Origin of the sequence: Corynebacterium sp. (assembly GCF_030152825.1) — a bacterium.
In the GTDB taxonomy this organism is placed as follows: Bacteria; Actinomycetota; Actinomycetes; order Mycobacteriales; family Mycobacteriaceae; genus Corynebacterium.
On sequence record NZ_JASLIP010000008.1, the window covers coordinates 47,132 to 72,620 of the forward strand.

Below are 25,489 nucleotides of genomic sequence, written 5' to 3' on the forward strand. Positions count from 1 at the left end.
ACCTCACCTTTCCTAAGGCATAACCGGGGTGTCGTTGCGGGCTGCGCCCCAAGGGGGAAACGAGCCTCCCGGACATTGATTTGACCCCGAAAATGCAACTAAAAAACATTGAGCACGATCCAGTATGCCAGCGGATTAAAGGCCAATGCCACCCGGGAAATCGCTATCCCAAGGGGAACATGGCATAAATCACAGATTTAGCTGCTGTGTCTAAAAGTCTGTGAGATGACTGAAATATGCAGTTAGAGCGCACCGTGATGTGGCTGAGGCTTTCAGGGAATTGCCAGGCTCAGGTGCGGGAATGGCAAAAGGTTTGCTATGCATGAGTAGTTGGCTCGCTTTATAAAAAGCAGCCAAAGCTATTGCAGAATTAACGTAGGAGGGTCGAAACGCCGTGAGTGATGGTCCGCCAAAAGATACCGGAAATGAGATAAAGAACACAGATTTAGCGAAAGGGAACGAGGCGTCGGCAGGCGCGTCGAGCACCCCTGGTGCCGTCGACACGACCGAAAAGGGCACCGGTGCGACCGCTGAACCGCAGATCGTTCCCGAGGTTGTCGTAGGCCACGGCGACGAGCGGGAATCCGAGCCGTACACCCCAGGCGAAATCGTGGAACCGAAGGCCAACTGGCCGGTGTTCCTTCTCTCGGCGTTGGGGATCGCGATCATCGTGGCCTGGGCGACCATCGCGCCCGATAACGCATACGACACCCTGGGCTCCACCACTGGGTGGATCGCCAATAACCTCGGCTGGTTCTACATCCTCACAGCCACGATCTGCGTCGTCTTCGTGCTGGGTGTCGCGCTCTCGCGGGCAGGGGCGATCCGCCTCGGCCCGGACCACGCCCGTCCCGAATATCGTTTGTTCTCCTGGTCCGCGATGCTCTTCGCCGCCGGCATTGGCGTGGACCTCATGTTCTTCGCTGTTGCCGAGCCGGTGACGCAGTACTACGCCCCACCAGTTGGGGCAGGGGAGACGCGCGAGGCTGCGGAGAACGCCGTCGTCTACGCGCTCTTCCACTACGGCGTGACCGGCTGGGCCATGTATGCCCTGATGGGCATGGCCTTCGGCTACTACGCCTACCGCCTCAACATGCCGCTGGCGATCCGCAGCGCTCTCTACCCGCTGATCGGTAAGCGCATCCACGGCCCCGTCGGCAATGCGGTGGATATCGCCGCGATGCTAGGCACCGTCTTCGGCATCGCGACCTCCCTGGGCATCGGCGTGGTTCAGCTGAATTACGGCCTCAAGCTGCTCTTCGGCTGGGAGGAAGGCCCGACCGTGCAGATGGCTCTTGTTATCGCCGCCGTCGGAGTGGCCACACTGTCAGCTGTCTCCGGCGTGGATAAGGGCATCAAGCGCCTCTCCGAGTTCAACGTCATCCTCGCCATCGCGCTGGCTGCCTACATCGTGATCTCCGGGCAGACTTCCTTCCTCTTCGACGCGCTCATCATGAACGTCGGCGACTACGTCACTCAGCTGCCGAGCATGTCCATGGACACCTACGCCTTCAGTGAAACTCCTGAGGAGACCAAGGAATGGCTGGGCGCCTGGACCCTGTTCTTCTGGGCATGGTGGGTGGCCTGGGCGCCGTTCGTCGGCCTGTTCCTGGCTCGCATTTCCCGCGGCCGCACCCTGCGTCAGTTCGTGTTCGGTGTCCTGACCGTGCCGTTCCTGTTCATCCTTGGCTGGATGAGCTTCTTCGGAAACACCGCACTCAGCCGCGTCATCGGTGGCGACTCCGCCTTTGGTGAGGCAGCAGTCGCCGAGCCACAGCGCGGCTTCTACGACCTGCTGGCATCCTCCCCGGGGGGGACCTTCCTGATTGGCCTGTCCACGATGGTTGGTCTGCTGCTGTACATCACCTCGGCGGACTCCGGTGCGCTCGTGATGTCCAACTTCACTTCCAAGGTGACCGACTCCCGCCAGGACGGACCCATTTGGTCCCGCATCTTCTGGGCCGTGCTGGTCGGCGTTCTGACCATCGTTCTCTTGCAGATCAATGGCGTGGAGACCGTCCAGAATGCCACGGTGGTCATGGGTCTGCCCTTCGCCATCGTCATGTACTTCATCATGCTGGGCCTCATCCGCTCCCTGAAGCTGGAAACGATCCACAACGAGGCCCGGAGCGTGTCCATTCACGCAGCCATGTCCGGCCGCAGCTCCGGGGAGAAGGAGAAGGGCAACTGGCTGCGTCGCCTCTCCCGCGCGTCCACGTGGCCGGCGGCGAAGGACGCCCAGAAATTCATGTCCGAGACCGCACGCCCTGCTCTGCAGGAAGTCGCCGAGCAATTCAACAGTCGCGGTCTCAACGCCACCCTCGTCTCTGCGAAGGTGCCGGGTATCGACGTCAAGCAGCTGGATCTCACCGTCACCTTCGACGAAGAGCAGAGCTTCCGCTACCAGATCTACCCAGTCGAGCTTCCGGTCCCGACGTTCACCCGCTCCACCAGCGACGGCAATGTCTACTACCGCCTCGAAGTCTTCGACCTGATGGGATCCATGGGATTCGATGTCTACGGCTATACGCAGGAACAGATCAAGGACAACATCATGGATCTGTACGAGCGTCACCTGGAATTCATCCACATCCAGCGCAACCTGCCGGGTACCTCTGACCACTCCGACGGCGCTGAGCCTGTGCGAGCATGGACTGACGACCCGGGCCTGGCAGTAGAAGCAGAAGAGAAATAAGTCGATCACCACCCACGTGATCCAAGAAAGGAAACGTCATGAGCACTGAGAAGCTGTTCGACCCAGCCGCCTCGCCCCTGCTGAAGGGCGTCCACAACAACGACGATGCTGTGGCGTCGCTGTTCATCGATGGCCAGTGGCAGTCTGCCGCCGACGGCGAGACCCGCACCATTATCAACCCGGCGGACGGCTCGGAGGTCGGTATCGTCTCCGAGGCGAGCGAGAAGGACACGGTCCGCGCGATCGAGGTCGCCCGCCGCACCTTCGACGCCGGTGAGTGGCGCGCCGTTCCAGCCGTGGAGCGGGGCAAGATCCTGGTCAAGGTCGCTGGCTTGATCCGCGAGAATAAGGACGAGTTCGCCCGCGCTGAGGCCGCCGACACCGGTAAGCGCCTCCCCGAGGCCGAGGCCGATATGGACGACATCGCGGCCTCCTTCGACTACTTCGGCACCCTCGCCGGCCACGCCGCCGGACGCGTGGTCGACGCCGGTGATCCGGGCGTCCGCTCGCGCATCGACGCCGAGCCTGTCGGTGTGTGTGGCCTGATCACCCCGTGGAACTACCCGCTGCTGCAGGTGGCCTGGAAGGTCGCCCCGGCGCTCGCCGCGGGCAACACCTTCGTCCTCAAGCAGGCAGAGCTCACTCCGCACACCGCGATGATGCTCATGACCGTGCTGACCGAGGCTGGCGTGCCGGCCGGCGTGGCGAACCTCATCACCGGCGCTGGTGCTACTGCCGGCAACCCGCTGTCCACCCACCCGGACGTGGACATGGTCTCCTTCACCGGTGGCCTCGTGACCGGAAAGCTCGTCGCCAAGCAGGCGGCGGAGACCGTCAAGCGTGTGGCCCTCGAGCTGGGCGGCAAGAACCCGAACGTCATCTTCGCCGACGCAGACTTCGACGCCGCGGTGGACAACGCCCTTAACGGTGGCTTCGTCCACTCCGGGCAGGTCTGCTCCGCGGGCGCCCGCATCATCGTCGAGGAATCTATCCACGAGAAGTTCGTCGACGAGCTCGTGCGCCGTACGGAGGCCATCAAGCTGGGCGGGCCACTCGACGAGGCCGCTGAGACCGGCGCCCTCATCTCTGCCGAGCACCGCGACAAGGTGGCAGCCTACGTCGATCGCGCCCGTGAGCAGGGCGCGGATATCCGCACCGGCGGCAAGATCGCCGATGAGGCGGATAACGACGGACCGCACGGCACCGGTAACACCGACCTGTCGAAGGGCTACTTCTACCTGCCGACCGTCATCGACGGCGCCACCCGGGAGATGGACTGCGTGTACGACGAGGCCTTCGGTCCGGTCGTCACGGTGGAAACCTTCCGCACCGAGGATGAAGCGGTCGAGATCGCCAATGACACGGAGTATGGCCTCGCCGGCGCCGTGTGGACCAGCGACGCCGGTAAGGCAGAGCGAGTCACCGCGCGCCTGCGCCACGGCACAATCTGGATCAACGACTTCCACCCATACCTGCCGCAGGCAGAGTGGGGCGGCATGAAGCAGTCGGGTAATGGCCGCGAGCTGGGACCGACCGGCCTTGCTGAGTACCAGGAGCAGAAGCACGTTTACCACAACATCGCGCCTGCGGTGACCGGCTGGTTCCAGGGCTAAGGCTCTGCTCAGAACCTCAAAGACTCCTGCGGAAAACCTGAGACTCCACTACGGTGGAGGAGTGGTATAGCGCACATTTGCGCGGACCTAAGGATTTCTCCAAGGAGTCAGGAATGGCAGATTCTGCACGCACAGCGGCGGGGAGCGAGTCTTCAGCCAAGCAAACGGGTGCCTCGCGTATCCGAACTTTGCTGGGTAAGCCCACCCCTGCCGCGGCAAAAATGAAGAAAGATGACCAGGCCAACTGGCCCGTCATCATCATCACCCTGGTGGTCACGGTCGCCGTCGCAATCTGGGCGGCCGCCGGGGCCGAGAGCTTCGACAAGATCGTCGGCGGCACGGCCAGCTGGCTGACCGGAAACCTCGGGTGGTTGTACGTCGCCGTCGTGGCGATCACCCTGATCTTCATGATCTGGCTTGCCGCCTCCAAGGCCGGCAACATCCGTCTGGGGCCCGATCACTCGCGCCCGCAATACTCCCTCTTCTCCTGGTCCGCGATGCTCTTTGCCGCGGGTATCGGCATCGGAATCCTGTTCTACTCCGTCGCCGAGCCGCTGGCCCAGTACGCCAACCCGCCGGTCGGCCCGGGCGAGACCGAGGAGGCCATGAAGGAGGCCGTGCTGTGGACCCTATTCCACTACGGCATCTCCGGCTGGGGGCTCTACGCCCTGATGGGACTGGCCTTCGGCTACTACGCCTACCGCCTCAACATGCCGCTGGCGATCCGCAGCGCCCTGTACCCGCTGATCGGGAAGCGAATCCACGGGCCCATCGGCGATGCGGTCGATATCGCCGCCCTGCTGGGCACCGTCTTCGGCGTCGCCGCCTCGCTGGGTATCGGCGTGGTGCAGCTGAACTTCGGCCTGAACCTCGTCTTCGACCTGCCCGAGGGCAAGGCCATGCAAATCGCGCTGGTGGTGCTGGCCGTCGCCGCGGCCACCCTTTCCGCCGTGTCGGGCGTGGATAAGGGCATTAAGCGCCTCTCGGAGTGGAACGTCTACCTCGCCGTCGCGCTGCTCGTCATCGTCGTCGCTGGTGGCCGCACCGGCTGGCTCTTCGACTCCCTCGTGAAGAACATGGGTGACTACCTGACCACCCTGCCGCGCTGGACCTTCGAGACCTTCTCCTACACGACCACCCCGGCCTCCACCCAGGAGTGGATGGCCAACTGGACCCTGTTCTTCTGGGCCTGGTGGGTTGCCTGGGCTCCGTTCGTTGGCCTGTTCCTGGCCCGCATTTCCCGCGGCCGCACCTTCCGCCAGTTCATCGTCGGCACCCTGCTGGTCCCATTCCTGTTCCTGGCGCTGTGGGCGTCCTTCCTGGGCAATATGGCCCTCGACCGCGTCGTCAACAACGGCGACCGCGACCTGCTGGAACAGACCGTCAACTCGCCTGAGCGTGGCTTCTACATGGTGCTGCAAGGCCTGCCGTGGCCGACGCTGGCGCTGGTGCTGGCGATGATTGTCGGCCTGCTGTTCTTCGTTACTTCCGCGGACTCCGGTGCGCTGGTTATGGCGAAATTCTCCTCCCGATCCACCGACCCGGCGGCCGACGGCGCGGTGTGGCTCCGTGTGCTGTGGTCTGTTGCCGTTGCTGTGCTGACTGTCGCGATGCTGCAGGTCGACGGCATCGGCACCCTGCAGATGGCAACCCTGATCATGGGCTTGCCGTTCATGATCGTGGTCTTCCTCATCATGGCTGGGTTGGTGCTCTCAGTCAGACAAGAGGTCCTGCAGATGGACTCCCGTGCAGTCGCCCTCCACGGCGCGATCTCCGGGCGCACGGATAGCCAGCATGGCGATTGGCGTACCCGCGTGGAACGCGTCGGTACTTGGCCGACCGCTGAGCAGTCGCAGTCCTTCATCATGGAGGTCGCCAAGCCGGCTCTGAAGGACGTCACCGAGGAGCTGATGAACAATGGCCACGAGGCAACGCTGACCACGGTGGCCGACGAGCACACCGGCATCAACCAGCTCGACCTGTTCGTCACCTTCAAGGGCGACCCGGACTTCCGCTACCAGCTCTACCCAATCGAGGAGCGCCTGCCGAAGTTCGCCCGGCGCGGCAGCCACGGCGCGAATTACTACCGCGTCGAGGTTTTCGGGATCAACGGCTCCCTGGGCTATGACGTCTTCGGCTACACCCGCGAGCAGATCATCGCGAACGTGCTGGACCTGTTCGAACGCCACATGGAGTACCTGCACATGCAGCGGAACCAGCCAGGCGAGACCGACCTCTCGGCCTACAACACTGAGATCCCGGAGTGGCAGGAGGACTTCGGCGAGAACCACGCCGACTAAAAAGCGCCTCGCACCAGTCCCGGCTCGATCCGGGTGATCCTGGTGCAAGCCGGTACAGCCCGGCACCTACAATGGCTTAAATGATCGCAGAGATTCTAGCCGAGGAACTAGGTGCCGGGCTGTCGCACGTCCAGGCCACCATCGCCCTGCTCGACGAGGGCAACACGGTTCCCTTCATCGCCCGCTACCGCAAAGAGATCACCGGCGGGATGGATGATTCCCAGATCCGCCAGCTGGAAACCCGCCTCAACTACCTGCGGGAGCTGGGGGAGCGCAAGGAGACCATCCTCAAGGCCATCAAGGAGCAGGGCAAACTCACCGAAGAGCTCGCCGCCGAGATCCGCGCCGTGCAGACGAAGTCCCGCCTCGAGGACCTGTACCTGCCATATAAGAAGACCCGCAAGACCAAGGCCACCATCGCTCGGGATGCTGGGCTGGAGCCACTCGCAGATACGCTGCTGGCGCCCGGGGTCGCCGAGGACCCGGCGAGCATCGCCGAGAGCTACCTCTGCGAGGGATTCGAAGACACCAAAGCAGCACTGGCCGGGGCACGCGCCATCGTCGTCGAGCGAATCGCCACGGATGCGGACCTGGTTGGCGAAGTCCGCGAGGAGTTCTTCAACCGAGGCGTCGCCGAGGTCGGCGTCGTCGATGGGAAGGAAGCGGAAGGGGCGAAGTACCGGGACTACTTCGACTTCTCCGAGCCACTCGACAAGCTCCCCAGCCACCGGATCCTCGCCATCCTGCGCGGCGAGAGCGAGGGTGTGCTACGCGTGAACCTCACGGGAGGGGAGGAGGACGAGTTCTACCAGGGGATCATCGCCGACCGGCTGGACCTTGAGCCACAGGGGGATGCGGCCGATAAGTTCCGCGCCGAGTGCGTCCGCTTCGGCTGGCGCACCAAGCTCGCCGTCAGCTCCGCCGTGGACGCCCGGGTGAAGCTCAAGGAGAGGGCCGACGCCTCCGCCGTGGACGTCTTCGCGAAGAACCTGCGCGACCTCCTGCTCGCCGCACCCGCCGGCCAGCGAGCCACCCTGGGCCTGGACCCCGGATACCGCAACGGCGTGAAGTGCGCGGTGGTGGATGCCACCGGCAAGGTCGTGGACACCATCATCGTCTACCCGCACTCCGGGGCCGCGAAGTGGGAGCAGGCCCGCACCCAACTTGCGGGTCTGGTCGCCGAGCACGGCGTCGAACTGCTCGCGGTGGGTAACGGGACGGCCAGCCGCGAGACCGAGAAGCTCGCCCGCGAGATTGCCGATCTCATCGCCGAGGCCGGCGGGAAGCGCCCGACCTCGGTCATCGTCAGCGAGGCAGGGGCCTCCGTCTACTCGGCCTCCGAAGTCGCGTCGCGGGAGTTCCCGGACATGGACGTCTCCCTGCGCGGCGCGGTCTCGATCGCCCGGCGCCTGCAGGATCCGCTGGCCGAGCTGGTGAAGATCGACCCGAAGTCCATCGGGGTGGGGCAGTACCAGCACGACGTCAACCAGAGCTGGCTGACCCACTCCCTGGACTCTGTGGTCGAGGATGCCGTGAACTCGGTGGGTGTGGACGTTAACTCCGCCAGTGCCGAGCTACTCGAGCGGGTCGCGGGGATCACCAAGACGGTGGCGGAGAACATCGTCACGCACAGGCACGACAACGGCGCCTTCCGCTCCCGCAAGGAGCTGCTGACGGTGCCGCGCCTGGGCCCACGCGCCTTCGAGCAGTCCGCGGGCTTCCTCCGCATCCACGACGGGGAGGATCCGTTGGACGCCTCCGCGGTTCACCCGGAGGCCTACAGCCTGGTGCGCTCCATCACGGAGGACACCGGTGTGGCGGTGCCGCAGCTGATCGGCAACTCCGCGGTGCTGACGAAGCTGCGTCCGGCGGATTACGCGAACGAGACTTTCGGTGTGCCGACGGTGCGCGATGTGCTGGCAGAGCTGGATAAGCCAGGCCGCGACCCACGCCCGAGCTTCAAGACCGCGAGCCTGGCCGAGGGCGTGGAGAAGGTCTCCGACGTGCGCCCCGGCATGGTGCTGGAGGGCACGGTGACTAATGTGGCCGCCTTCGGCGCCTTCGTCGACATCGGCGTGCACCAGGACGGCCTCGTCCACGTCTCCGCGATGGCCGACCGATTCGTCAAGGACCCCCACGAGGTGGTCCACTCCGGTCAGGTGGTCAAGGTGAAGGTGATGGACGTCGACGTCGACCGGCAGCGCATCGGCCTGAGCCTGCGCCTGAACGACGAGCCAGGTGGCGAGCAGGGCCCCGGGTCCGGTCGCGCAGGTCGCCGCGAGGAGGCAGGAGAGAGGGGTGCCCGCGACGGTCGGGGCCGCAAGCGCGGCGGACAGCGCGGCGACAATCGCGGTGGCCAGCGTGGCAAGCGGGGCGGCCAGCGCGGTGGCGGATCGCCCTCCGGTGGCGCGATGGCCGCTGCTCTCAAGCAGGCCGGCTTCTAGCTGGTTTGGTTTCTGCCGAATCGGCTGGCATACTATCCGAGTTAACTATGTTCCGGGTACGAACCCGTAGGCGCGATGAGCATCGAAAAGCCGCGAGGATCCTCTATCCAGGCAAGCAAAGGATTAATCCATGCATATTCTTGACAAGGTCGATGCAGCACAGCTGCGCGACGATATCCCAGAGTTCCGCGCAGGTGACACCGTCGACGTGCACCTGAAGGTCATCGAGGGCAGCAAGTCCCGCGTGCAGGTCTTCCGTGGCGTCGTGATCAAGCGCCAGGGCTCCGGCATCCGCGAGACCTTCACCGTCCGCAAGGTCTCCTTCGGCATCGGCGTGGAGCGCACCATCCCAGTGCACTCCCCGAACATCGACAAGCTCGAGGTTCTGTCCCGCGGTAAGGTCCGTCGCGCGAAGCTGTACTACCTGCGCGATCGCCACGGCAAGGCAGCCAAGATCAAGGAGAAGCGCTAATCTGCGCCAGCGCACGATGTGCGCGTGAGAGGGGAACGGAAGTCACTTCCGTTCCCCTTTTTCTTGCCCGGATGAGGCGGTGACCCCGGGAAGGGAACGTCCCAGTGTCGCAGGTGGCCGCCTGGTAGTCTGAACCCTTGTGACTACCGATCCCAAGAAGCACCAGCCCAACCCCGACGCAGCAGCCCCGCATGCAGGCGGCGCTGCACCTCAGCAGGCGGCAGGTCAAACCGCTGCGCAGCCGGGGGATGGGACAGCACGTGCGGGGAAGGGCACGGCAACCGAGAATCACAAGGCCACCGGCAAGTCGCAAGATAAGGCCAAGGAGAAGAAGACCTACCCGTGGTGGGTGGAGATGCCCATCATCCTGGTTGCCACCATGCTGATTCTTGGCATGTTCAATATCTTCGTCGGCAGGCTCTACCTGATCCCGTCCGAATCCATGGAGCCCACCCTGCACGGCTGCGAGGGGTGCACGAATGACCGGATCTTCGTCAATAAGCTCGCCTACATCGGCGGAAAAGAGCCGAAGCCGGGTGACGTCGTCGTCTTCGTCGGTGAGGACTCCTGGAACACGACCTACGTCTCCCAGCGTTCGGACAATGGGCTGATCAAGGGCCTGCAGAACGCCGGCAGCATGATCGGGATCATCGCCCCGGATGAAAACGCCCTGGTCAAGCGAGTCATCGCCACCGGTGGGCAGACTGTCCAGTGCCGCCCCGGCGACCCCGGTGTAATGGTCGACGGCAAGAAGGTGGACGATTCCTACACGATGAGCCCGTTGGTGAACGCGGTGGACCCGGCAACCGGCTCCGATGCCTGCCAGGGCGAGTACTTCGGCCCCATCACCGTGCCGGATGACCACCTGTGGCTGATGGGCGACAACCGCACCAACTCGCTGGACTCCCGCGGCCACGTGGGCGACGAGCACCAGGGCACCATCCCGGTGGAGAACGTGGTGGGTAAGGTCTCCGCGCGCGTGCTGCCGATCGATCGCATCGGCGGGGTCGCGCACCTGGATATCCAGCAGTAGCCATGGCGCGTCCCACCCCACAGTCGGCTGCGCGCGCTCGCGGCGCCGAGCTGGTGCAGCAGGCGCTCTCCGAGGGCTATAGCTTCGTCGATGAATACCTGCGATTCCACGGGTCTACCCACGTGGCCGGGGTGGACGAGGCCGGTCGCGGCGCCTGCTGCGGCCCCATCACCATTGCCTCCTGCGTCCTGCCCGATCATGACGTTCCCGAGCTGGCGGGGCTCAACGACTCCAAGAAGCTCACCCCGCTACGTCGCGAGAAGCTCTTCGGCGCTATCATTGAGCACGCGGTGGCTTACAAGATCGTCCATATCCCTGCCGCCGAGATCGACCAGAAGGGCATCCAGTACGCCAACACCACCGGCATGTACCGCGCCGTTGCGGGACTGTCTGTGGAACCAGACGTGGTCCTCACCGACGCAGTGCACCTGCCGGAGCTTGAGTGTGAGCACGCGCCGCTGGTCAAGGGGGATGCGCTGTCTCCGGCGATCAGTGCCGCGAGCATCCTGGCGAAGGTCTCCCGGGACCGCCTGATGGTGGAGATGGACGAGCAGTATCCGGGCTATGGCCTGGCCGGCCACAAGGGCTACGGCACGGCGAAGCATATGGCTGCGGTGCGCCTCCACGGCGCGTGCCCGGAACACCGTTACACTTACTCCAATGTCGCCACCGCACATGCCGAGTGGACGAGCACACAACCGCGTGAGGAAGGACATCCTGGCCAGTGAGCGCTGAAGAGCTAGACGACTACGAGGCAAACGTTGAGCTGTCGATGTACCGCGAGTACCGCGACGTCGTGAGCCAGTTCTCCTTTGTCGTGGAAACCGAGCGTCGGTTCTACCTAGCCAATGCGGTGGAGCTCACGCCCCGCAACTCCGGCGGCGAGGTCTACTACGAAATCCGCATGTCGGACGCTTGGGTGTGGGATATGTACCGCCCTGCCCGCTTCGTTCGCTACGTTCGCGTGATCACTTATAAGGACGTCAATATCGAGGAGCTCGACAAGCCCGAGCTGCAGCTGCCGGAGCACTAGCCCGGCACCTCCCGCGGGTCTCCTTTTGCTGAGTATCCGGCTGTTATCCACACCCCAGCGCCTATCCACAGGCTCCTGGGGTTTTCTTGTTCCTGCCTTCTTTTTAGGACGTCAACGCCCTGGCCACCGTGCTTGGCTGGCCTCACACGCTGCCCTGGTACGACAGCTGCGTGGGCAGGGCGAGCGTGAATGACTTTGGCCACGCGCAGCGGAACAAAACGACAGCGAGGTACGGGGGATGGATAGCGCAACGCAGGTGGCAGGCACCGATCGACACACGGTGGGTCGGGGGTCGGCCGGACAGAACTTGGCCCGACACAGCTCGGTCGGACAGAACTTGGCCGGACCGAGCACAGCGGATTCGACGGTGGGGGTGGGCCGACAGGGCGAGGCCCTGGCCGGGGAGTTCCTGGTGAATCAAGGTTGGACAATCGTGGAGCGCAACTGGCACTGCCGGTTCGCGGAACTGGACATCATCGCCCTCGACCCAGCAGGCGAGATGGTGTTCGTGGAGGTCAAGTACCGGAGGGACACCGCGCACGGCACTGGCGTGGAAGCAGTAACACAGACAAAACTGCGCCGGATGCGGCTGGCAGCGGGGAAGTGGCTGGCTGAACAGCAGCGCGGGGTCGATGTGGTGCGCTTCGACATCATCGACGTGGGTCCTGCCGGTGTGCGGGAGCACGTGGTGGGGGTGGCGTGATGGCAGTCGGGCAAGCCAGAAGCATGGCTCTGCACGGGCTGGACGGAATGCTCGTCACCGTGGAATGCGACCTGGGCCGAGGGCTGCCCGGGGTCAGCGTGGTCGGGCTGGGGGACGCGGCGGTGGTGCAGGCCCGCGACCGAATTCGCGCGGCGATGTTGAACAGCACACTGCCGTGGCCGAAGTCGAAAGTCGTGATGAGCCTGTCGCCGGCAGACGTGAAGAAAGAAGGCTCCAGCTACGACTTGGCGATGGTGGCCTCGATCCTGGCAGCCCAGGGTTTATCCGAGCTTGGGCTGGAGCTCCTGCGTGACACGGTGGTCGTCGGCGAACTCGGGCTGGACGGCACGGTGCGCGCCGTCGCCGGGGTTGTCCCCATGATTCTGTCCGCAAAACGGCGGGGAATGAGCCGCATCGTGATCCCAGAAGAGAACCTGCCGGATGCCCAGCAGCTCGTCGACGTGGTGGCGGGGCTGGAGATCCTCGCCGTGGGCAGCCTCAAGGAGTTTCACGCGTGGCTGCGTGGCTCCGGCGATATTCTCCCCGTGAGCAGGCCAGTGGGCGCGCCGATGCTGGAATCGGGGACGCGGCCCCGGGATGAGGAGGTCGACATGTCCGACATCGTGGGGCAGGCCGAAGCGCGCCGGGCACTGGAGATCGCCGCCGTGGGCGGACACGCCATCATGCTCACCGGACCGCCGGGCAGCGGGAAGTCGATGCTCGCGGAGCGTCTGCCGACGATCCTGCCTCCGCTGTCGGCGACCGAGCAGGTCGAGGCGGCTGCGATCCACTCGATCGCCGGTGGCCGGGGAGACCTTGGCCCGATCTGGGCCGGGGTGAGACCATTCGTCGCCCCGCACCCCTCGGTGACCCAAGCCGCGCTTGTTGGTGGCGGGCCGAACCTGCAGCCCGGCGCGATCAGCCTGGCCCACCACGGCGTGCTGTTCTTGGATGAGGCCGCAGAGACCCGCTCCGGTGTGCTGGACTGCTTGCGGATCCCGATGGAGTCCCGCCGGGTGGAGATCGCGCGTGCCCGACGCAGCGTGTCCTACCCGGCGGGCTTCCAATTGGTGATGGCGGCGAATCCGTGCCGTTGCGGTGCAGAGGACCCAAGCATGTGCACGTGTAGTTCGACGGACCGCCGCCGCTACTACGCGCGGGTCTCGGGCCCCATCCGCGACCGGATTGACGTCTTCGCACAGACCCGCAGGCAACGGCTGATCGGCCAACAGCTCCCGGTGAGTGCGCGGGCAACGGCCACGCCAGGAGCCGACAGCGGGGAGGACCGAGCGGAGAGTTCCGCGGTGGTGGCGGAACGGGTCGCCCAGGCCAGGGAGCGTGCCCACCACCGTTGGCGAAAATTCGACCTAGGGGAGGCCGTGACGAATGCGACGATTCCCGGCAGGCTGCTGCGCTCGGAGTGCGCGGCGAGCTTCGAGGGAATGGTGGCGCTGCAGGAAGCCTATGCCTCCGGTGCCCTCTCGCAGCGCGGGGTGGACCGGGCGTTGCGGGTGGCGTGGAGCCTCGCCGATCTCGCCGGGGTGGCCCGCCCCGGGGTTGGGGAGGTTCTGGACGCTGCCGAGCTCTTTTCCGACACTGAGGGGGTTCCAGCATGAGCCCTGCTGGAACCACCAAGGACCGTCAGAACCTGCTCGCGTGGATCTACCTGCGGCAGACCATCGAAGCCTCAAACGCGGACATCCTCAACCTGCTCTGGCCCGAGGGCTGGGAGAATCGGCTCGAAGACCGGGATACGGGCGAGGGGGTGCCTCCCGATGTGCGCGGGCTCGCCAGCCGCATTCGGCACCGTGACCCCGGCCTGCCGCAGAGAATCCTGGAATCGACTGCCACGCGCGTGGACTGCGATCCGGAAGCCGAACTCGATGCCGCCACGGCTGCCGGCTTCCGGCTGATCACCCCGCTGGACCAGGAGTGGCCCGAGACCCTGGATCACGCCTTCGCCCGGATCGATGACCGCGGCAGCGACCAGAACTCAGCCGTCCGGGGCCTTGCCGCAGCACCCTTTGCCCTCTGGCTACGGGGAAACGGCAACCTGCGGAACTTAAGCCGCCAATCGGTCACCGTCGTTGGCACCAGGCAGCCCAATGCCTATGGGGCGCAGCTGAGTACCCAGCTCAGCACGGACCTCGCCCTGGAGGGGTACAGCATCGTCTCAGGCGGAGCCCGCGGAGTGGACCGCTGCGCCCACACCGCCGCCCTGCGCGCCGGGGGTGCGAGCATCGCGGTGCTCGCCTGCGGACTCGACGTGGATTACCCCAGGCAGCACGTGGGGCTGTTCAACCAGATCGCGGAGTCCGGGGTTGTTGTGAGCGAGTACGCGTTGGGGACCCACCCCGCCCGGCACCGCTTCCTTACCCGGAACCGACTGGTCGCCGGCCTGTCCGCAGGCACCATCGTGACTCAGGCAGCCAACCGCTCCGGGGCGCTGAACACCCTCAACTGGGCCGAGGTCATGCTCAACCAGCCCATGGTGGTGCCCGGGCCCGTGGATACAGCACTCAGCCAAGGGGTGCTCCACCGCCTGCGGGACAGCCGGGCCCAACCGGTCTGGACCGCTAGCCATGTCCGGGAGCTGGTGGAGGCCTCCAGCCAGTTCCACGCCGAGCCGCCTGAACAGCAGGCGATGGTTTTCGGCTCCGGCACGGGGGTCCAGAGCATGTCGCTGAACCAGGTCACCGTCTACGACGCGGCCGGGCTACCCGACGGGGGCGGTGGAACGCTGCGAGACATCCAGCAGGAGACCGGGCTATCCATCCGGCTCGTGATGCGCACCCTTAAAGAACTCGACAAGCAGGGACTCATCACCAGGGAAGGGGAGCGTTGGGTCCGGGTGGATGGGGAGGCATAGCCAAGGGGCCGATGAACCACGACAACAGCTCCGGTGCGCCACAACAGCTATGCTGAGCTGCATGCCGAAAGCCCGCGACCCGCAACTCCTCATCGAGGACTACGTGGACTACCTGCGCTATAACCTCGGCCGGTCGGAAAACACGATCCGGGCCTACCAGCGGGACCTCACCGACGCCCTCGAGGGGCTGCGGGATATCGAATTCTTCACCCTCGACCACGCACGCGACGTGCTGGGGTACGCGGCCGACGATGGCGCCAGCCGGTCCCGGCTCTCCCGCCTGGCCTCCTGCATGAAAGGCTTCGGGAAGTTTCTCGCCCAGCGCGAGGTGCTCCCCGCGAACCCGGTCTCTGCGCTCCGGCTACCCAAGGGAGAGAAGACGCTGCCCCGCGTGCTGCGAAGCGACCAGGCCCGTACCCTGCTCGATGGGCTCAAACGCGAGGCCCTCGCTCCTCCGGCCTCCCAACAGGGCGACGACGCTTCTACAGCCACTGGCCCGGCAGGTGAGAAGCAACAACGGCACGCCACGGCGCGCCGGGTGCGGGACTGGTTCATCGCCGAGCTGCTCTTCGGCACCGGCATCCGTGTGGGCGAGGCCGAGGCCATTGACGTCGAGGATTTCGACCGGGCTAACCGGCTCCTTCGGGTCACCGGTAAGGGAAACAAGACCCGCGTGGTTCCCTACGGCGGCGTCATCGACGAGGCTCTCACACACTGGCTCACCCACCGCGGTGAGCTCGCCCAGCCCGGCAACCCGGCCCTGCTCGTTGGGGTGCGAGGGGGCAGGCTCAACCAGCGCGAAATCCGCCGGGTCATTGACCAGGCCATCCGCCGCCACCCCGAGCTCGCAGTCGGGCACATGTCCCCGCACGGATTCCGCCACTCCGCGGCAACCGCCGTGCTCGAAGGAGGGGCAGACCTAAGGGTGGTCCAGGAACTCCTGGGGCACGCGTCGATGAACACCACCCAGATCTACACCCACGTCGGCGCCGAGCGGCTCAAGGCCGCCTACCGCCAAGCTCACCCACGGTCGGGAGATTAACTGCGCGCACCACGAGGGCCTAGCGCAACAGGCGCACCCGCACCGAGCCCAAGAGCCCAAACGGATCGAGATAGCGCTTCCGCCCATCTGTGCCCTTGACCCACGCGCCCCAGGACAACCCATCCGGCTTCCGGGCAGTATCGCCCAACAGCGCTGCATTCGCTAGCCGACCGATCCGCTGGCCCCTGGATACCGACTCACCCTTGGAGACCTCCGCGTGCACCGGCTCGTAGGTGGTGTGCACCCCATCCCGGTGCCTGATCGTCACCACCGGCGTTCCCGCGACGGTACCGACGAAGCTGACCCGCCCTCCCAAACTCGCCAGGACGTCCGCATCGGGTGCCGCCCGCAGGTCCACGACGCGGTGGCCCGGCAGCCAGTCCTGCTCCGGAATGTCGAGGGGCCGGGTCACCAGGGCCTCAGCCGCAGCGGGGGAGGTCGGGGAGTCCGTGACGAGCGGCAAGCGGTGGGAACGGCTCAGCCGCTCAGCGCCCCTCAACCCGCCCCCGCTTTCTTGTTTCTCTTCCTCCACGGCGAAGGCCATCGGCGGCACCGGGGCTACCGCAATGCCTGACGTCAGGCTAAAAACACTGGCCACTGCGAACAGGCGGCGCCGGAAATGGGCGGAAGAAGGAAAGCGTGACATGCCTCCAACCTGCCGCAGCTGACGTCCTGAAAAGAAGGGCGAAGAACTGGCTGTGCACAGGGAGGATCCACGGACACACACCGGGTAGGCAGCCACTTGGATTGGCGAGGCAGAGCAGCTAAGATATTCCGGTGCAGTGTGCTCACGTTTCCCGCAATACCCGGGGGTGATGCGCCGCGCGAACCGTGCCAGCGGAGAACACGAGGCCTCCCGCTAGTGGTGATTGCAGCGACGTCAAGAACACAACACCCCGGGCAACCGGTGGCGAGATAGCGAGCAGACTGACTACACGTAGATGCCTCGTGTCCCCAACAGGATCCACCTACGGTCCCGCTGATTGCGGGTCAATACAGGTGGCGCAGCCCGGGGAGTCTGCCGGCCGGTCGCATAAGCCGAATGGAAGTTCGTCGAGTGCGCCGAAGAAGAAAACCGTAAAACCCCAAACTTTCGAAAGCGAGGAAGGGGCGGCAACGCTACGAGGCGAAGAAAACGCTTCAAAGCTGCCCCTGTAACACCATGGCTGTTGTTACTATGCGCGAACTGCTGGATGCAGGCGTCCACTTTGGTCACCAGACCCGCCGTTGGAACCCGAAGATGCGTCGTTTCATCTTCACCGACCGCAACGGCATCTACATCATCGACCTGCAGCAGACCCTGACCTACATCGACGAGGCCTACGAGTTTGTCAAGGAGACCGTCGCCCACGGCGGCAACATCCTGTTCGTCGGCACCAAGAAGCAGGCTCAGGAGGCCGTTGCCAACGAGGCTGAGCGCGTTGGCATGCCGTACGTCAACCACCGCTGGCTCGGTGGCATGCTCACCAACTTCCAGACCGTCTCCAAGCGCCTTGCCCGCATGAAGGAACTGCAGGCTATGGACGCGGCCGAGGATGGCTACCAGGGCCGCACCAAGAAGGAGATCCTCCTTCTGAACCGCGAGCGCGAGAAGCTGGAGCGTGTCCTGGGCGGCATCGCCGACATGACCAAGGTCCCGTCGGCAATGTGGGTCGTTGACACCAACAAGGAGCACATCGCTGTCTCCGAGGCGAAGAAGCTGGGCATCCCGGTTGTCGCCATCCTGGACACCAACTGCGACCCGGACGAGGTCCAGTACCCGGTCCCGGGCAACGACGACGCGATCCGTTCCGCAAACCTGCTGACCTCCATCATCTCCTCCGCTGTTGAGGAGGGGCGCAAGGCTCGCGCGGAGCGTCAGGCAGCTGCTGCGAAGGACGCCGCCGGCGACACCGGCAAGTCCGAGGCGGACGCTGAGGCTGCAGCCGAGGAGAAGGCCGAGTCCACCGAGGCCTAAAGAGTGTTGAGCGGGGCGCGAGCCCCGCTCGATGCCTAACACGGAAAGGCCGTATCTCGGCCTGCCCAGTGAGTGTGCTGTCCGCCGCCACACGTGGCGGGGATTTGCCTCTAGAATTATTGGCTGACAGCACATTCATTCTTTCACCACTTCCATACGAAGGAGGGTCGCCACTGATGGCGAACTACACCGCTGCTGATGTCAAGAAGCTCCGCGAGATGACCGGCTCCGGCATGATGGACTGCAAGAAGGCTCTCGTCGAGGCTGAGGGCGACTTCGATAAGGCCATCGAGATCCTGCGTATCCAGGGCGCCAAGGACGTCGGCAAGCGCGCTGAGCGCTCCGCATCCGAGGGCCTGATCGCAGTCTCCGGTAACACCATGATCGAGGTCAACGCTGAGACCGACTTCGTGGCCAAGAACCAGGAGTTCATCGACTTCGCGAACAAGGTTGCTCAGGCAGCCGACGCTGCGAACGCTAACTCCCGCGAGGAGCTCGAGGCAGTCGAGGTCGACGGCGCGAAGGCCGTCGACGCCCTGCAGGAGCTCTCCGCCAAGATCGGCGAGAAGCTTGAGCTGAAGCGCGCTGTCACCCTGGAGGGCGACAAGGTTGCTGTCTACCTGCACCAGCGCTCCGCTGATCTGCCGCCGGCAGTCGGCGTGCTCGTCGCTTACGAGGGCGAGAACGAGGAGGCTGCACGCGCGGCCGCCATGCAGGTTGCCGCTCTGAAGGCCAGCTTCCTGTCCACCGATGACGTCCCGGCCGAGACCGTCGCCAAGGAGCGCGAGATCGCCGAGGCTACAGCTCGCGAGGAGGGCAAGCCGGAGAAGGCTCTGCCGAACATCATCGAGGGTCGCCTGAAGGGCTACTTCAAGGACGTCGTCCTGCTGGAGCAGCCGTCCGTCACCGAGTCCAAGAAGACCGTCAAGCAGGTCATGGACGAGGCAGGCGTGAAGCTGACCGGCTTCGTGCGCTACGAGATCGGCCAGGGCTAAACCAGTCATTGATCCCGTGCCCTCACGGCGTGGCTTAGTCGCTTAGATCGGCACCGCGCCAGGGCATGGCGATAGTTTGAGCCGCCCACCCGTTTCACACGGGTGGGCGGATTTTATTGTGCGCTATAATCCTGTTCAACATCTGAAGCGAGACAAGGAGATTCGTTGAGTAACGCGCCACGCAGGTCCGGTTATAAGCGGGTTATGTTGAAGCTGGGCGGTGAGATGTTCGGTGGGGGAGCCGTGGGCATCGACCCAGATGTCGTTCAGAACGTCGCACGCCAGATCGCCGAAGTCGCTAACAGTGGCGTGCAGGTGGCCGTGGTCATCGGGGGTGGAAACTTCTTCCGCGGCGCGGAGCTGCAGCAGCGCGGCCTCGACCGTTCCCGCTCCGACTACATGGGCATGCTGGGCACCGTCATGAACTGCCTGGCCCTGCAGGACTTCCTGCAGCAGGAAGGCGTGGACTGCCGCGTGCAGACCGCCATCCAGATGACCCAGGTCGCTGAGCCCTACCTCCCGCTGCGTGCGGACCGCCACCTCGAGAAGGGGCGCGTGGTGATCTTCGGTGCCGGCATGGGCATGCCCTACTTCTCCACGGACACCACCGCAGCCCAGCGCGCCCTCGAGATCGGCTGCGAGGTCCTGCTGATGGCCAAGGCGGTTGACGGGGTGTACTCGGATGACCCGCGCACCAACCCGGAGGCTGAGCTCTTCCACGAGATCAACCCCCAGGAGGTGCTCGAGCGCAACCTCAAGGTCGCCGACGCGACGGCCTTCAGCCTCTGCAAGGACAATGACATGCCGATCCTGGTGTTCAACCTCCTGGAGGAGGGCAATATTGCCCGCGCGTGCGCCGGCGAGCGCATCGGCACGCTCGTCAGCTCCGAGGTGAAGTAACCCGCCACGACGGCTGCACGTGGGTGAGGCGGGCAAGAACAGTCCGCCTCGCCGCACCAAACAGGAGTGTCGGGGGCAAGGGCTGCTAAATTGGTAGCCATGATGGACGAAATTCTCCTGGAATGCGAAGAGCGCATGACGAGCTCCGTCGAGTTCGCGCGCGAAGACCTCACGACGATCCGTACCGGGCGCGCTAACCCGGCCATGTTCAATAGCGTGATCGCCGAGTACTACGGTGTCCCGACGCCGATCACCCAGATGGCAACGATCAGCGTTCCCGAGGCGCGCATGATGCTCATCAAACCCTATGAGCAGTCCCAGATCCAGGTCATTGAGAACGCGATCCGCAACTCTGACCTGGGTGTTAACCCGACCAACGACGGCCAGGTGCTGCGCGTGACGATCCCGCAGCTCACCGAGGAGCGCCGTCGCGAGATGGTGCGTCAGGCGAAGTCCAAGGGCGAGGACGCGAAGATCGCGATCCGTAACATCCGCCGCCACGGCATGGAGCAGCTCGCGAAGATCCAGAAGGACGGCGACGCCGGCGAGGACGAGGTCCGTGCCAGCGAGAACGAGCTCGAGAAGACCACCTCCAACTACGTCAAGCAGGTCGACGACCTTGTTGAGCGCAAAGAAGAGGAGCTGATGGAGGTCTAGAGACCTCTTCAGCAGGGGTCGTTGACCTCCTGATGGCCCTTCAAGGCGTAGAACACATGCCCGCTCGCACCGTGAGCGGGCATGTCGCGATAAGAGGGCAAAAGTGCACACACTCATTTGGGGCTGCCGCTGGGTGGCCGGAAAGGCGAGGTGCGGTGGCAGCTCACGCGTCGAACCCTGCATCGGAACCCGAGGGCACGGCCCCGGGTGAGGCGGCGGCCAAGCCCGCCAAGCAGATCAACCCTGGGCGAAACCTCAAGCATGCGATCACGACGGCGCTGATCCTCGGCGCAATCGTCATCCTTTCGCTGCTCTCGCCACTGCTGTGGTACGCCCTGCTCGTCGTGGGCATGGGCCTGGCGGTCTACGAGGTCTGGCGCCGCCTGCTGGAGGCCGGCTACGTGCTGAGCCTCCCGGTGCTCGTGGTGGGCTCCACCGCGATGATCCTGCTTTCCTGGCCCTTTGGCCCCACGGGGTTGGTGGCAGGGTTTGCCAGCAGTGTGCTGCTGTTGATGGTTACCCGCCTGTTTCACCACGGCAGGCACTCGCCGCCGCATAACTATGTGCGCGATATGGCGGTGGGCGTAATGGTGCTGACGTGGATTCCGATGTTCGGCGCGTTCGCCGCGATGCTCTCACGGCTGGAATCCGCCGGAGCCCCTGGGGCCTTCTACATCATCACCTTCATGCTCTGCGTGGTCGCAAACGATGTGGGCGGCTATGCATTCGGCGTGCTCTTCGGCAAGCACCCCATGGCCCCTGCGGTGAGTCCGAAGAAGTCCTGGGAGGGCTTCGCCGGATCCATCACCAGTGCCGCGGTGGTCGGCTCGCTTGCGGTGGCCTTGCTGCTGGGTGGCCCCTGGTGGCTGGGGATCGGGCTGGGCGTGGGGCTGTCCGTCTGCGCCACCCTGGGCGACCTGGTGGAGTCCCAGTTCAAGAGGGACCTCGGCGTCAAGGACATGTCCGGCATGCTGCCTGGACACGGTGGGCTGATGGACCGCCTCGACGGGATGCTGCCTGCGGCGATGGTGACCTGGGTGGTCCTCAACCTGATCGGCTAGGCCGAAGTTACTTATAGCCGCGCTTGACCTGTCGGCGCAGCTGCGTCATCCGCACGATGCCGACCATCGCCATGATCAACGCTCCCGCGATGGCGGCAATGAGCATGCCGATGCCGATAGGGAAGCTCCACTCCCAGCCGAAGAAGACCAGCTGAGCCTCCGTCTGATTCTGCAGGATGAACACCAGCAGGAGAATCAGTACGAGCGCGCCGATGATTAGCGCTGCCCAGGTGCTCGCCGCGACGGAGCCCTTCACGTTCTGACGGGCACGCTCTTGCTGCTCAGCCTGCGCTGCGGGGGCGACCTCCCCCTGGGTGGTCGCCGGTGCCGAGCTGTTTCCTTCAGCGGGCTCGGCGGGCAGTTGAGTCTCCGCCGGAGGCTGGTTGAAGGCCTCGCCGGTGGGCTGGAAATCAGGGTTCTGGGGGTTGGTGCCTCGGTTCGTCATACTTCTATTCAAACGAACTGTGCGCCTGGCTGCCAGCATCGGGGTGCGCTCGCAACTCTTTCGGCCCGGTGAATCTCGGCGGGTGGCCCGGAATCGCGAGGTAGAGGGCATACGTGGAATAATAGGGCTCACTATGGCTACCCCCGTGAAACTGAATTTTTCCGCGCCGCGTCGAGGCCTTCCTCCCAAGCACTTCGCCGATCTGACGGCTGAGCAGGTTGAGGAAGCGGTGGTGGAGCTCGGGCTTCCGAAGTTCCGTGCGAAGCAGCTCTACAACCAGTATTACGGACGCCTCGAGGGCGATCCGCTCGAGATGACGGATCTTCCGGAAGCCAGCCGACAGGCAGTGAAGGAGAAGCTCTTCCCGGAGCTGATGACCCCGCTGCGCAAGCTCGATGCCGATGATGGGGAGACCCGCAAGACGCTCTGGCGCCTCCACGATGGCACGCTGCTGGAATCCGTCTTGATGCGCTACCCAGGCCGCGCCACCCTGTGCATCTCCTCCCAGGCCGGCTGTGGCATGGCATGCCCGTTCTGCGCGACCGGCCAGGGTGGGCTGGACCGCAACCTCTCCGTGGGCGAGATCGTGGAGCAGGTGCGCAACGCCGCCCGTGCGATGCGCGATGGCGAGGTTGCCGGCACCGAGGGGCGACTGTCCAACATCGTGTTCATGGGCATGGGCGAGCCGCTGGCTAATTACAAGCGCGTGGTCGAGGCCGTGCGTCAGATCACCCAGCCGGAGCCGCACGGCTTCGGGATCTCCCAGCGCAACGTCACGGTGTCCACCGTGGGCCTGGCCCCGGCGATCCGCAAGCTCGCCGATGAGGACATGTCCGTCCGATTGGCCGTGTCCCTGCACACCCCGGACGACGAGCTGCGCGACACCCTCGTCCCGGTCAATAACCGCTGGTCCGTCGAAGAGGTTTTGGACGCCGCCGCGTACTACGCGGAGAAGTCCGGTCGCCGCGTGTCCATCGAGTATGCGCTCATCCGCGACATCAACGATCAGCCGTGGCGGGCCGACATGCTGGGCAAGAAGCTCCACAAAGCACTGGGCAGCAAGGTGCACGTCAATCTCATTCCGCTGAACCCGACCCCGGGCTCGAAGTGGGATGCGTCCCCGAAGGAGCGTCAGGATGAGTTTGTCCGCCGGGTGATCGAGCAGGGTGTGCCGTGTACCGTGCGTGACACGAAGGGGCAGGAGATCGCAGCGGCCTGTGGCCAGCTCGCTGCCGAGGAGGACTAGCTACCCCCTGGGCGCCGTAACGCCGGGACGCCTGTGCTGATGGGGCAAAAACCCCACCAGTACAGGCGTTTTGTGATCAACTTTACGCCGGAAAACCTCGACTCTGCATTTTCGGGATTGCTAAAATCCGAATAAGAGCCCATAGGCTTAGTGAAGGCGTTTAATTGGCTAATCTTAATAAAGTCACTCGTCGGCGTTTTCTCGGCTGGTCGGCCGCGGCCGGCGGTGCCGGCGCCCTGGTCGCCTCGGGCGCGGGCGACGCACTGAGCAAGCAGTTCCTCGGCATCCCGGCGATGGGCCAGGAAGAGGCTGATGAAAAGATCGTCTGGGCCGCCTGCACCGTGAACTGCGGCTCGCGCTGCCCGGTGCGCCTCAAGGTGAGGGACGGCCAGATCGTTCAGGTCATGGCCTATAACACCGGCGACGCGGAACTGGGCACTCAGCAGATCCGCGCCTGCGTCCGCGGCCGGTCGATCCGGCACCGCATCTACAACCCGGACCGACTGAAGACCCCACTGAAGCGCAAGCCTGGCACCAAGCGGGGCGACGGCGAGTGGATCGAGATCTCTTGGGACCAGGCCCTCGACGAGATTGCCGAGAAGATGAAGGACATCAAGTCCACCTACGGCAACGAGGCCTTCTACCTGCAGGCACCGGCGTCATCGGGGCGACGATCGCGCGTTCCTGGCCGCCTGTCGAGACCCCGTTCGCGCGCCTGATGAACCTGTGGGGCGGCTACCTCAACCACTACTCGGACTACTCCACGGCCTAGATCACCTCGGCTTACCCGTACCACTACGGGGAGTGGGTCGGTTCGAACTCTTTCGACGACGTCGCGAACTCCAAGCTCCAGGTCATGTTCGGCAATAATCCGCTGGAAACCCGCATGTCGGGCGGCGGGGAAACCTTCGTGACCCAGAAGATCAAGCAGGGGCACGGGGTCAAGACCATCGTCATCGACCCGAGGCAGTCCGAAACCTCCGTCGCGCTCGCCGACGAATGGGTGGCCCTGCGGCCCGGCACCGACGCCGCGTTCGTCGCCGGGCTCATCCACGTCATGCTGACGGAGAACCTCCAGGACCAGAAGTTCCTCGACAAGTACACTGTCGGCTTCGACGAGCACACCCTGCCCGACTCGGCGCCGAAGAACTCCTCCTACCGCTCCTACGTCATGGGCAAAGGCTCCGACGGCATCGAGAAGACCCCACAGTGGGCAGCGAAGGTCACCGGAGTTCCAGCCGACCGTATCACCCAGCTGGCACGCGAGATCGCCCAGGCCAAGCCCTGCACCATCACCCAGGGCTGGGGGCCGCAGCGCCACGCCAACGGCGAGAATCAGGCCTGCGCGATCTTCCTGCTCGCAGCCGTCATCGGGCAGATCGGCATCAAGGGCGGCGGCACCGGCGCGCGCGAAAGCTCCGCGAACCTCGGCATGGCAAGCCCCTTCAACACCCAGCACGAAAATCCCATCGAGACCGCGATCCCGGTCTTCGGCTGGACCGAAGCGGTCGAACGTGGCGAGGAGATGACCGCCACCCGCGACGCCGTGCAAGGTAAGGACAAGCTCGACGTCCCGATCAAGATGATCTGGTCCTATGGAGGAAACGCCAATACCAACCAGCACGGCGACCTCAATCGCACGATCGAGCTGCTGCGCAGGGAGGACAAGGCAGAACTCATCGTCGTCAGCGACATCCAGATGAGCGTGTCCGCCCGCTACGCCGACTACGTCCTGCCGGACGCGTCCACCGCCGAACAGGAGGACGTCATCCAGCAGGGCAGTGCCGGCAACATGGAGTACACGATCCTGGCCTCCAAAGCCATCGAACCGATCCACAACACCAAGCCGATCTACGAGGTCTGCGCCGAACTTGCCGAGCGCCTCGGGGTGGGAAAGAAGTTCACCGAAGGCCGCACCCAGGAGCAGTGGGTCAAGCACACGATGGCGGAATCCGCTCGCGAGATTCCGGAGCTGCCGAGCTACGAGAAGCTCAAGGAGATGGGCGTGTGGAAGCGGGCCGGGG

22 protein-coding genes are annotated in these 25,489 nt (G+C 64.8%); 20 read left to right on the forward strand and 2 right to left on the reverse strand.

Going from position 1 to position 25,489, the window contains the following annotated elements:
• Positions 1 to 394 precede the first annotated feature (394 nt).
• From betT (Q1V78_RS01645) to Q1V78_RS01700, 12 genes are all read left to right on the forward strand, one after another.
• On the forward strand, positions 395 to 2,695 hold the full coding sequence (gene betT / locus Q1V78_RS01645; protein WP_300610922.1) for a choline BCCT transporter BetT: 2,301 nt from the start codon (positions 395 to 397) through the stop codon (positions 2,693 to 2,695).
• 38 nt (positions 2,696 to 2,733) lie between these two features.
• Positions 2,734 to 4,308: an aldehyde dehydrogenase family protein gene (locus tag Q1V78_RS01650; RefSeq protein WP_300610924.1), complete on the forward strand. Its 1,575-nt coding sequence runs from the start codon at positions 2,734 to 2,736 to the stop codon at positions 4,306 to 4,308.
• Between the two features lie 113 nt (positions 4,309 to 4,421).
• Positions 4,422 to 6,608, forward strand: coding sequence for a choline BCCT transporter BetT (gene betT / locus Q1V78_RS01655; protein ID WP_300610926.1), 2,187 nt, complete (start codon positions 4,422 to 4,424; stop codon positions 6,606 to 6,608).
• Positions 6,609 to 6,688: 80 nt separating this feature from the next.
• Positions 6,689 to 9,052 (forward strand): Tex family protein, encoded by a 2,364-nt coding sequence (locus Q1V78_RS01660; protein ID WP_300610929.1) that lies wholly within the window; start codon positions 6,689 to 6,691, stop codon positions 9,050 to 9,052.
• Between the two features lie 130 nt (positions 9,053 to 9,182).
• Positions 9,183 to 9,524, forward strand: a complete 342-nt coding sequence (gene rplS, locus Q1V78_RS01665) for a 50S ribosomal protein L19 (RefSeq protein WP_012360058.1) — start codon at positions 9,183 to 9,185, stop codon at positions 9,522 to 9,524.
• A gap of 139 nt (positions 9,525 to 9,663) precedes the next feature.
• On the forward strand, positions 9,664 to 10,557 hold the full coding sequence (gene lepB, locus Q1V78_RS01670) for a signal peptidase I (RefSeq protein WP_300610934.1): 894 nt from the start codon (positions 9,664 to 9,666) through the stop codon (positions 10,555 to 10,557).
• 2 nt (positions 10,558 to 10,559) lie between these two features.
• Positions 10,560 to 11,285, forward strand: coding sequence for a ribonuclease HII (locus tag Q1V78_RS01675; RefSeq protein WP_300610936.1), 726 nt, complete (start codon positions 10,560 to 10,562; stop codon positions 11,283 to 11,285).
• On the forward strand, positions 11,282 to 11,590 hold the full coding sequence (locus Q1V78_RS01680; RefSeq protein ID WP_300610938.1) for a DUF2469 domain-containing protein: 309 nt from the start codon (positions 11,282 to 11,284) through the stop codon (positions 11,588 to 11,590). Before Q1V78_RS01675 ends, Q1V78_RS01680 begins: the two co-directional genes overlap by 4 nt.
• Before the next feature lie 238 nt (positions 11,591 to 11,828).
• Complete coding sequence (locus tag Q1V78_RS01685; RefSeq protein WP_300610940.1) at positions 11,829 to 12,293, forward strand: YraN family protein; 465 nt, start codon at positions 11,829 to 11,831, stop codon at positions 12,291 to 12,293.
• Entirely contained in the window at positions 12,293 to 13,909 is a 1,617-nt protein-coding gene (locus Q1V78_RS01690; RefSeq protein ID WP_300610942.1) for a YifB family Mg chelatase-like AAA ATPase, read from the forward strand. Before Q1V78_RS01685 ends, Q1V78_RS01690 begins: the two co-directional genes overlap by 1 nt.
• Entirely contained in the window at positions 13,906 to 15,162 is a 1,257-nt protein-coding gene (gene dprA, locus Q1V78_RS01695) for a DNA-processing protein DprA (protein ID WP_300610944.1), read from the forward strand. The genes Q1V78_RS01690 and dprA overlap by 4 nt, the downstream gene beginning before the upstream one ends.
• A 61-nt stretch (positions 15,163 to 15,223) precedes the next feature.
• Complete coding sequence (locus tag Q1V78_RS01700) at positions 15,224 to 16,204, forward strand: tyrosine recombinase XerC (protein ID WP_300610946.1); 981 nt, start codon at positions 15,224 to 15,226, stop codon at positions 16,202 to 16,204.
• Positions 16,205 to 16,223: 19 nt separating this feature from the next.
• Here the strand turns inward: Q1V78_RS01700 and Q1V78_RS01705 are convergent, their stop codons facing one another.
• Complete coding sequence (locus Q1V78_RS01705) at positions 16,224 to 16,850, reverse strand: peptidoglycan DD-metalloendopeptidase family protein (protein ID WP_300610948.1); 627 nt, start codon at positions 16,848 to 16,850, stop codon at positions 16,224 to 16,226.
• Positions 16,851 to 17,366: 516 nt separating this feature from the next.
• Here Q1V78_RS01705 and rpsB point away from each other — a divergent pair.
• From rpsB to Q1V78_RS01730, 5 genes are all read left to right on the forward strand, one after another.
• Complete coding sequence (rpsB, locus tag Q1V78_RS01710) at positions 17,367 to 18,161, forward strand: 30S ribosomal protein S2 (protein ID WP_300610950.1); 795 nt, start codon at positions 17,367 to 17,369, stop codon at positions 18,159 to 18,161.
• A gap of 176 nt (positions 18,162 to 18,337) precedes the next feature.
• Positions 18,338 to 19,156, forward strand: coding sequence for a translation elongation factor Ts (gene tsf / locus Q1V78_RS01715; protein WP_070758860.1), 819 nt, complete (start codon positions 18,338 to 18,340; stop codon positions 19,154 to 19,156).
• A gap of 204 nt (positions 19,157 to 19,360) precedes the next feature.
• Complete coding sequence (gene pyrH / locus Q1V78_RS01720; protein ID WP_300610967.1) at positions 19,361 to 20,056, forward strand: UMP kinase; 696 nt, start codon at positions 19,361 to 19,363, stop codon at positions 20,054 to 20,056.
• A 99-nt stretch (positions 20,057 to 20,155) separates the two neighbouring features.
• Positions 20,156 to 20,713, forward strand: a complete 558-nt coding sequence (gene frr, locus Q1V78_RS01725; RefSeq protein WP_300610955.1) for a ribosome recycling factor — start codon at positions 20,156 to 20,158, stop codon at positions 20,711 to 20,713.
• Positions 20,714 to 20,769: 56 nt separating this feature from the next.
• Positions 20,770 to 21,774, forward strand: coding sequence for a phosphatidate cytidylyltransferase (locus tag Q1V78_RS01730; RefSeq protein ID WP_300610957.1), 1,005 nt, complete (start codon positions 20,770 to 20,772; stop codon positions 21,772 to 21,774).
• Between the two features lie 7 nt (positions 21,775 to 21,781).
• Here the strand turns inward: Q1V78_RS01730 and Q1V78_RS01735 are convergent, their stop codons facing one another.
• Positions 21,782 to 22,219, reverse strand: a complete 438-nt coding sequence (locus Q1V78_RS01735; RefSeq protein WP_300610959.1) for a lipopolysaccharide assembly LapA domain-containing protein — start codon at positions 22,217 to 22,219, stop codon at positions 21,782 to 21,784.
• 133 nt (positions 22,220 to 22,352) lie between these two features.
• On the opposite strand from Q1V78_RS01735, the gene rlmN reads away from it, so the two are divergent.
• The 3 genes from rlmN to Q1V78_RS01750 all read left to right on the forward strand — a co-directional run.
• Positions 22,353 to 23,465, forward strand: a complete 1,113-nt coding sequence (rlmN, locus tag Q1V78_RS01740; RefSeq protein ID WP_300610961.1) for a 23S rRNA (adenine(2503)-C(2))-methyltransferase RlmN — start codon at positions 22,353 to 22,355, stop codon at positions 23,463 to 23,465.
• A gap of 164 nt (positions 23,466 to 23,629) precedes the next feature.
• The gene (locus Q1V78_RS01745; RefSeq protein ID WP_300610963.1) at positions 23,630 to 24,184 is read left to right on the forward strand and encodes a molybdopterin-dependent oxidoreductase; all 555 of its coding nucleotides are present in this window, start codon (positions 23,630 to 23,632) and stop codon (positions 24,182 to 24,184) included.
• A gap of 137 nt (positions 24,185 to 24,321) precedes the next feature.
• On the forward strand, positions 24,322 to 25,489 hold a 1,168-nt coding region (locus tag Q1V78_RS01750), incomplete at its 3' end, for a molybdopterin-dependent oxidoreductase (protein WP_300610965.1).

Coding starts and splice junctions, on each gene's coding strand:
- Q1V78_RS01690 (WP_300610942.1), top strand. CDS start 12,293: ATGGCAGTCGGGCAAGCCAGAAGCATGGCTCTGCACGGGCTGGACGGA.
- pyrH (WP_300610967.1), top strand. CDS start 19,361: ATGTTGAAGCTGGGCGGTGAGATGTTCGGTGGGGGAGCCGTGGGCATC.
- frr (WP_300610955.1), top strand. CDS start 20,156: ATGATGGACGAAATTCTCCTGGAATGCGAAGAGCGCATGACGAGCTCC.
- Q1V78_RS01675 (WP_300610936.1), top strand. CDS start 10,560: ATGGCGCGTCCCACCCCACAGTCGGCTGCGCGCGCTCGCGGCGCCGAG.
- Q1V78_RS01660 (WP_300610929.1), top strand. CDS start 6,689: ATGATCGCAGAGATTCTAGCCGAGGAACTAGGTGCCGGGCTGTCGCAC.
- Q1V78_RS01700 (WP_300610946.1), top strand. CDS start 15,224: ATGCCGAAAGCCCGCGACCCGCAACTCCTCATCGAGGACTACGTGGAC.
- dprA (WP_300610944.1), top strand. CDS start 13,906: ATGAGCCCTGCTGGAACCACCAAGGACCGTCAGAACCTGCTCGCGTGG.
- betT (WP_300610926.1), top strand. CDS start 4,422: ATGGCAGATTCTGCACGCACAGCGGCGGGGAGCGAGTCTTCAGCCAAG.
- Q1V78_RS01685 (WP_300610940.1), top strand. CDS start 11,829: ATGGATAGCGCAACGCAGGTGGCAGGCACCGATCGACACACGGTGGGT.
- rplS (WP_012360058.1), top strand. CDS start 9,183: ATGCATATTCTTGACAAGGTCGATGCAGCACAGCTGCGCGACGATATC.
- rlmN (WP_300610961.1), top strand. CDS start 22,353: ATGGCTACCCCCGTGAAACTGAATTTTTCCGCGCCGCGTCGAGGCCTT.
- Q1V78_RS01735 (WP_300610959.1), bottom strand. CDS start 22,219: ATGACGAACCGAGGCACCAACCCCCAGAACCCTGATTTCCAGCCCACC.
- tsf (WP_070758860.1), top strand. CDS start 18,338: ATGGCGAACTACACCGCTGCTGATGTCAAGAAGCTCCGCGAGATGACC.
- rpsB (WP_300610950.1), top strand. CDS start 17,367: ATGGCTGTTGTTACTATGCGCGAACTGCTGGATGCAGGCGTCCACTTT.
- Q1V78_RS01650 (WP_300610924.1), top strand. CDS start 2,734: ATGAGCACTGAGAAGCTGTTCGACCCAGCCGCCTCGCCCCTGCTGAAG.
- Q1V78_RS01730 (WP_300610957.1), top strand. CDS start 20,770: ATGCCCGCTCGCACCGTGAGCGGGCATGTCGCGATAAGAGGGCAAAAG.
- Q1V78_RS01705 (WP_300610948.1), bottom strand. CDS start 16,850: ATGTCACGCTTTCCTTCTTCCGCCCATTTCCGGCGCCGCCTGTTCGCA.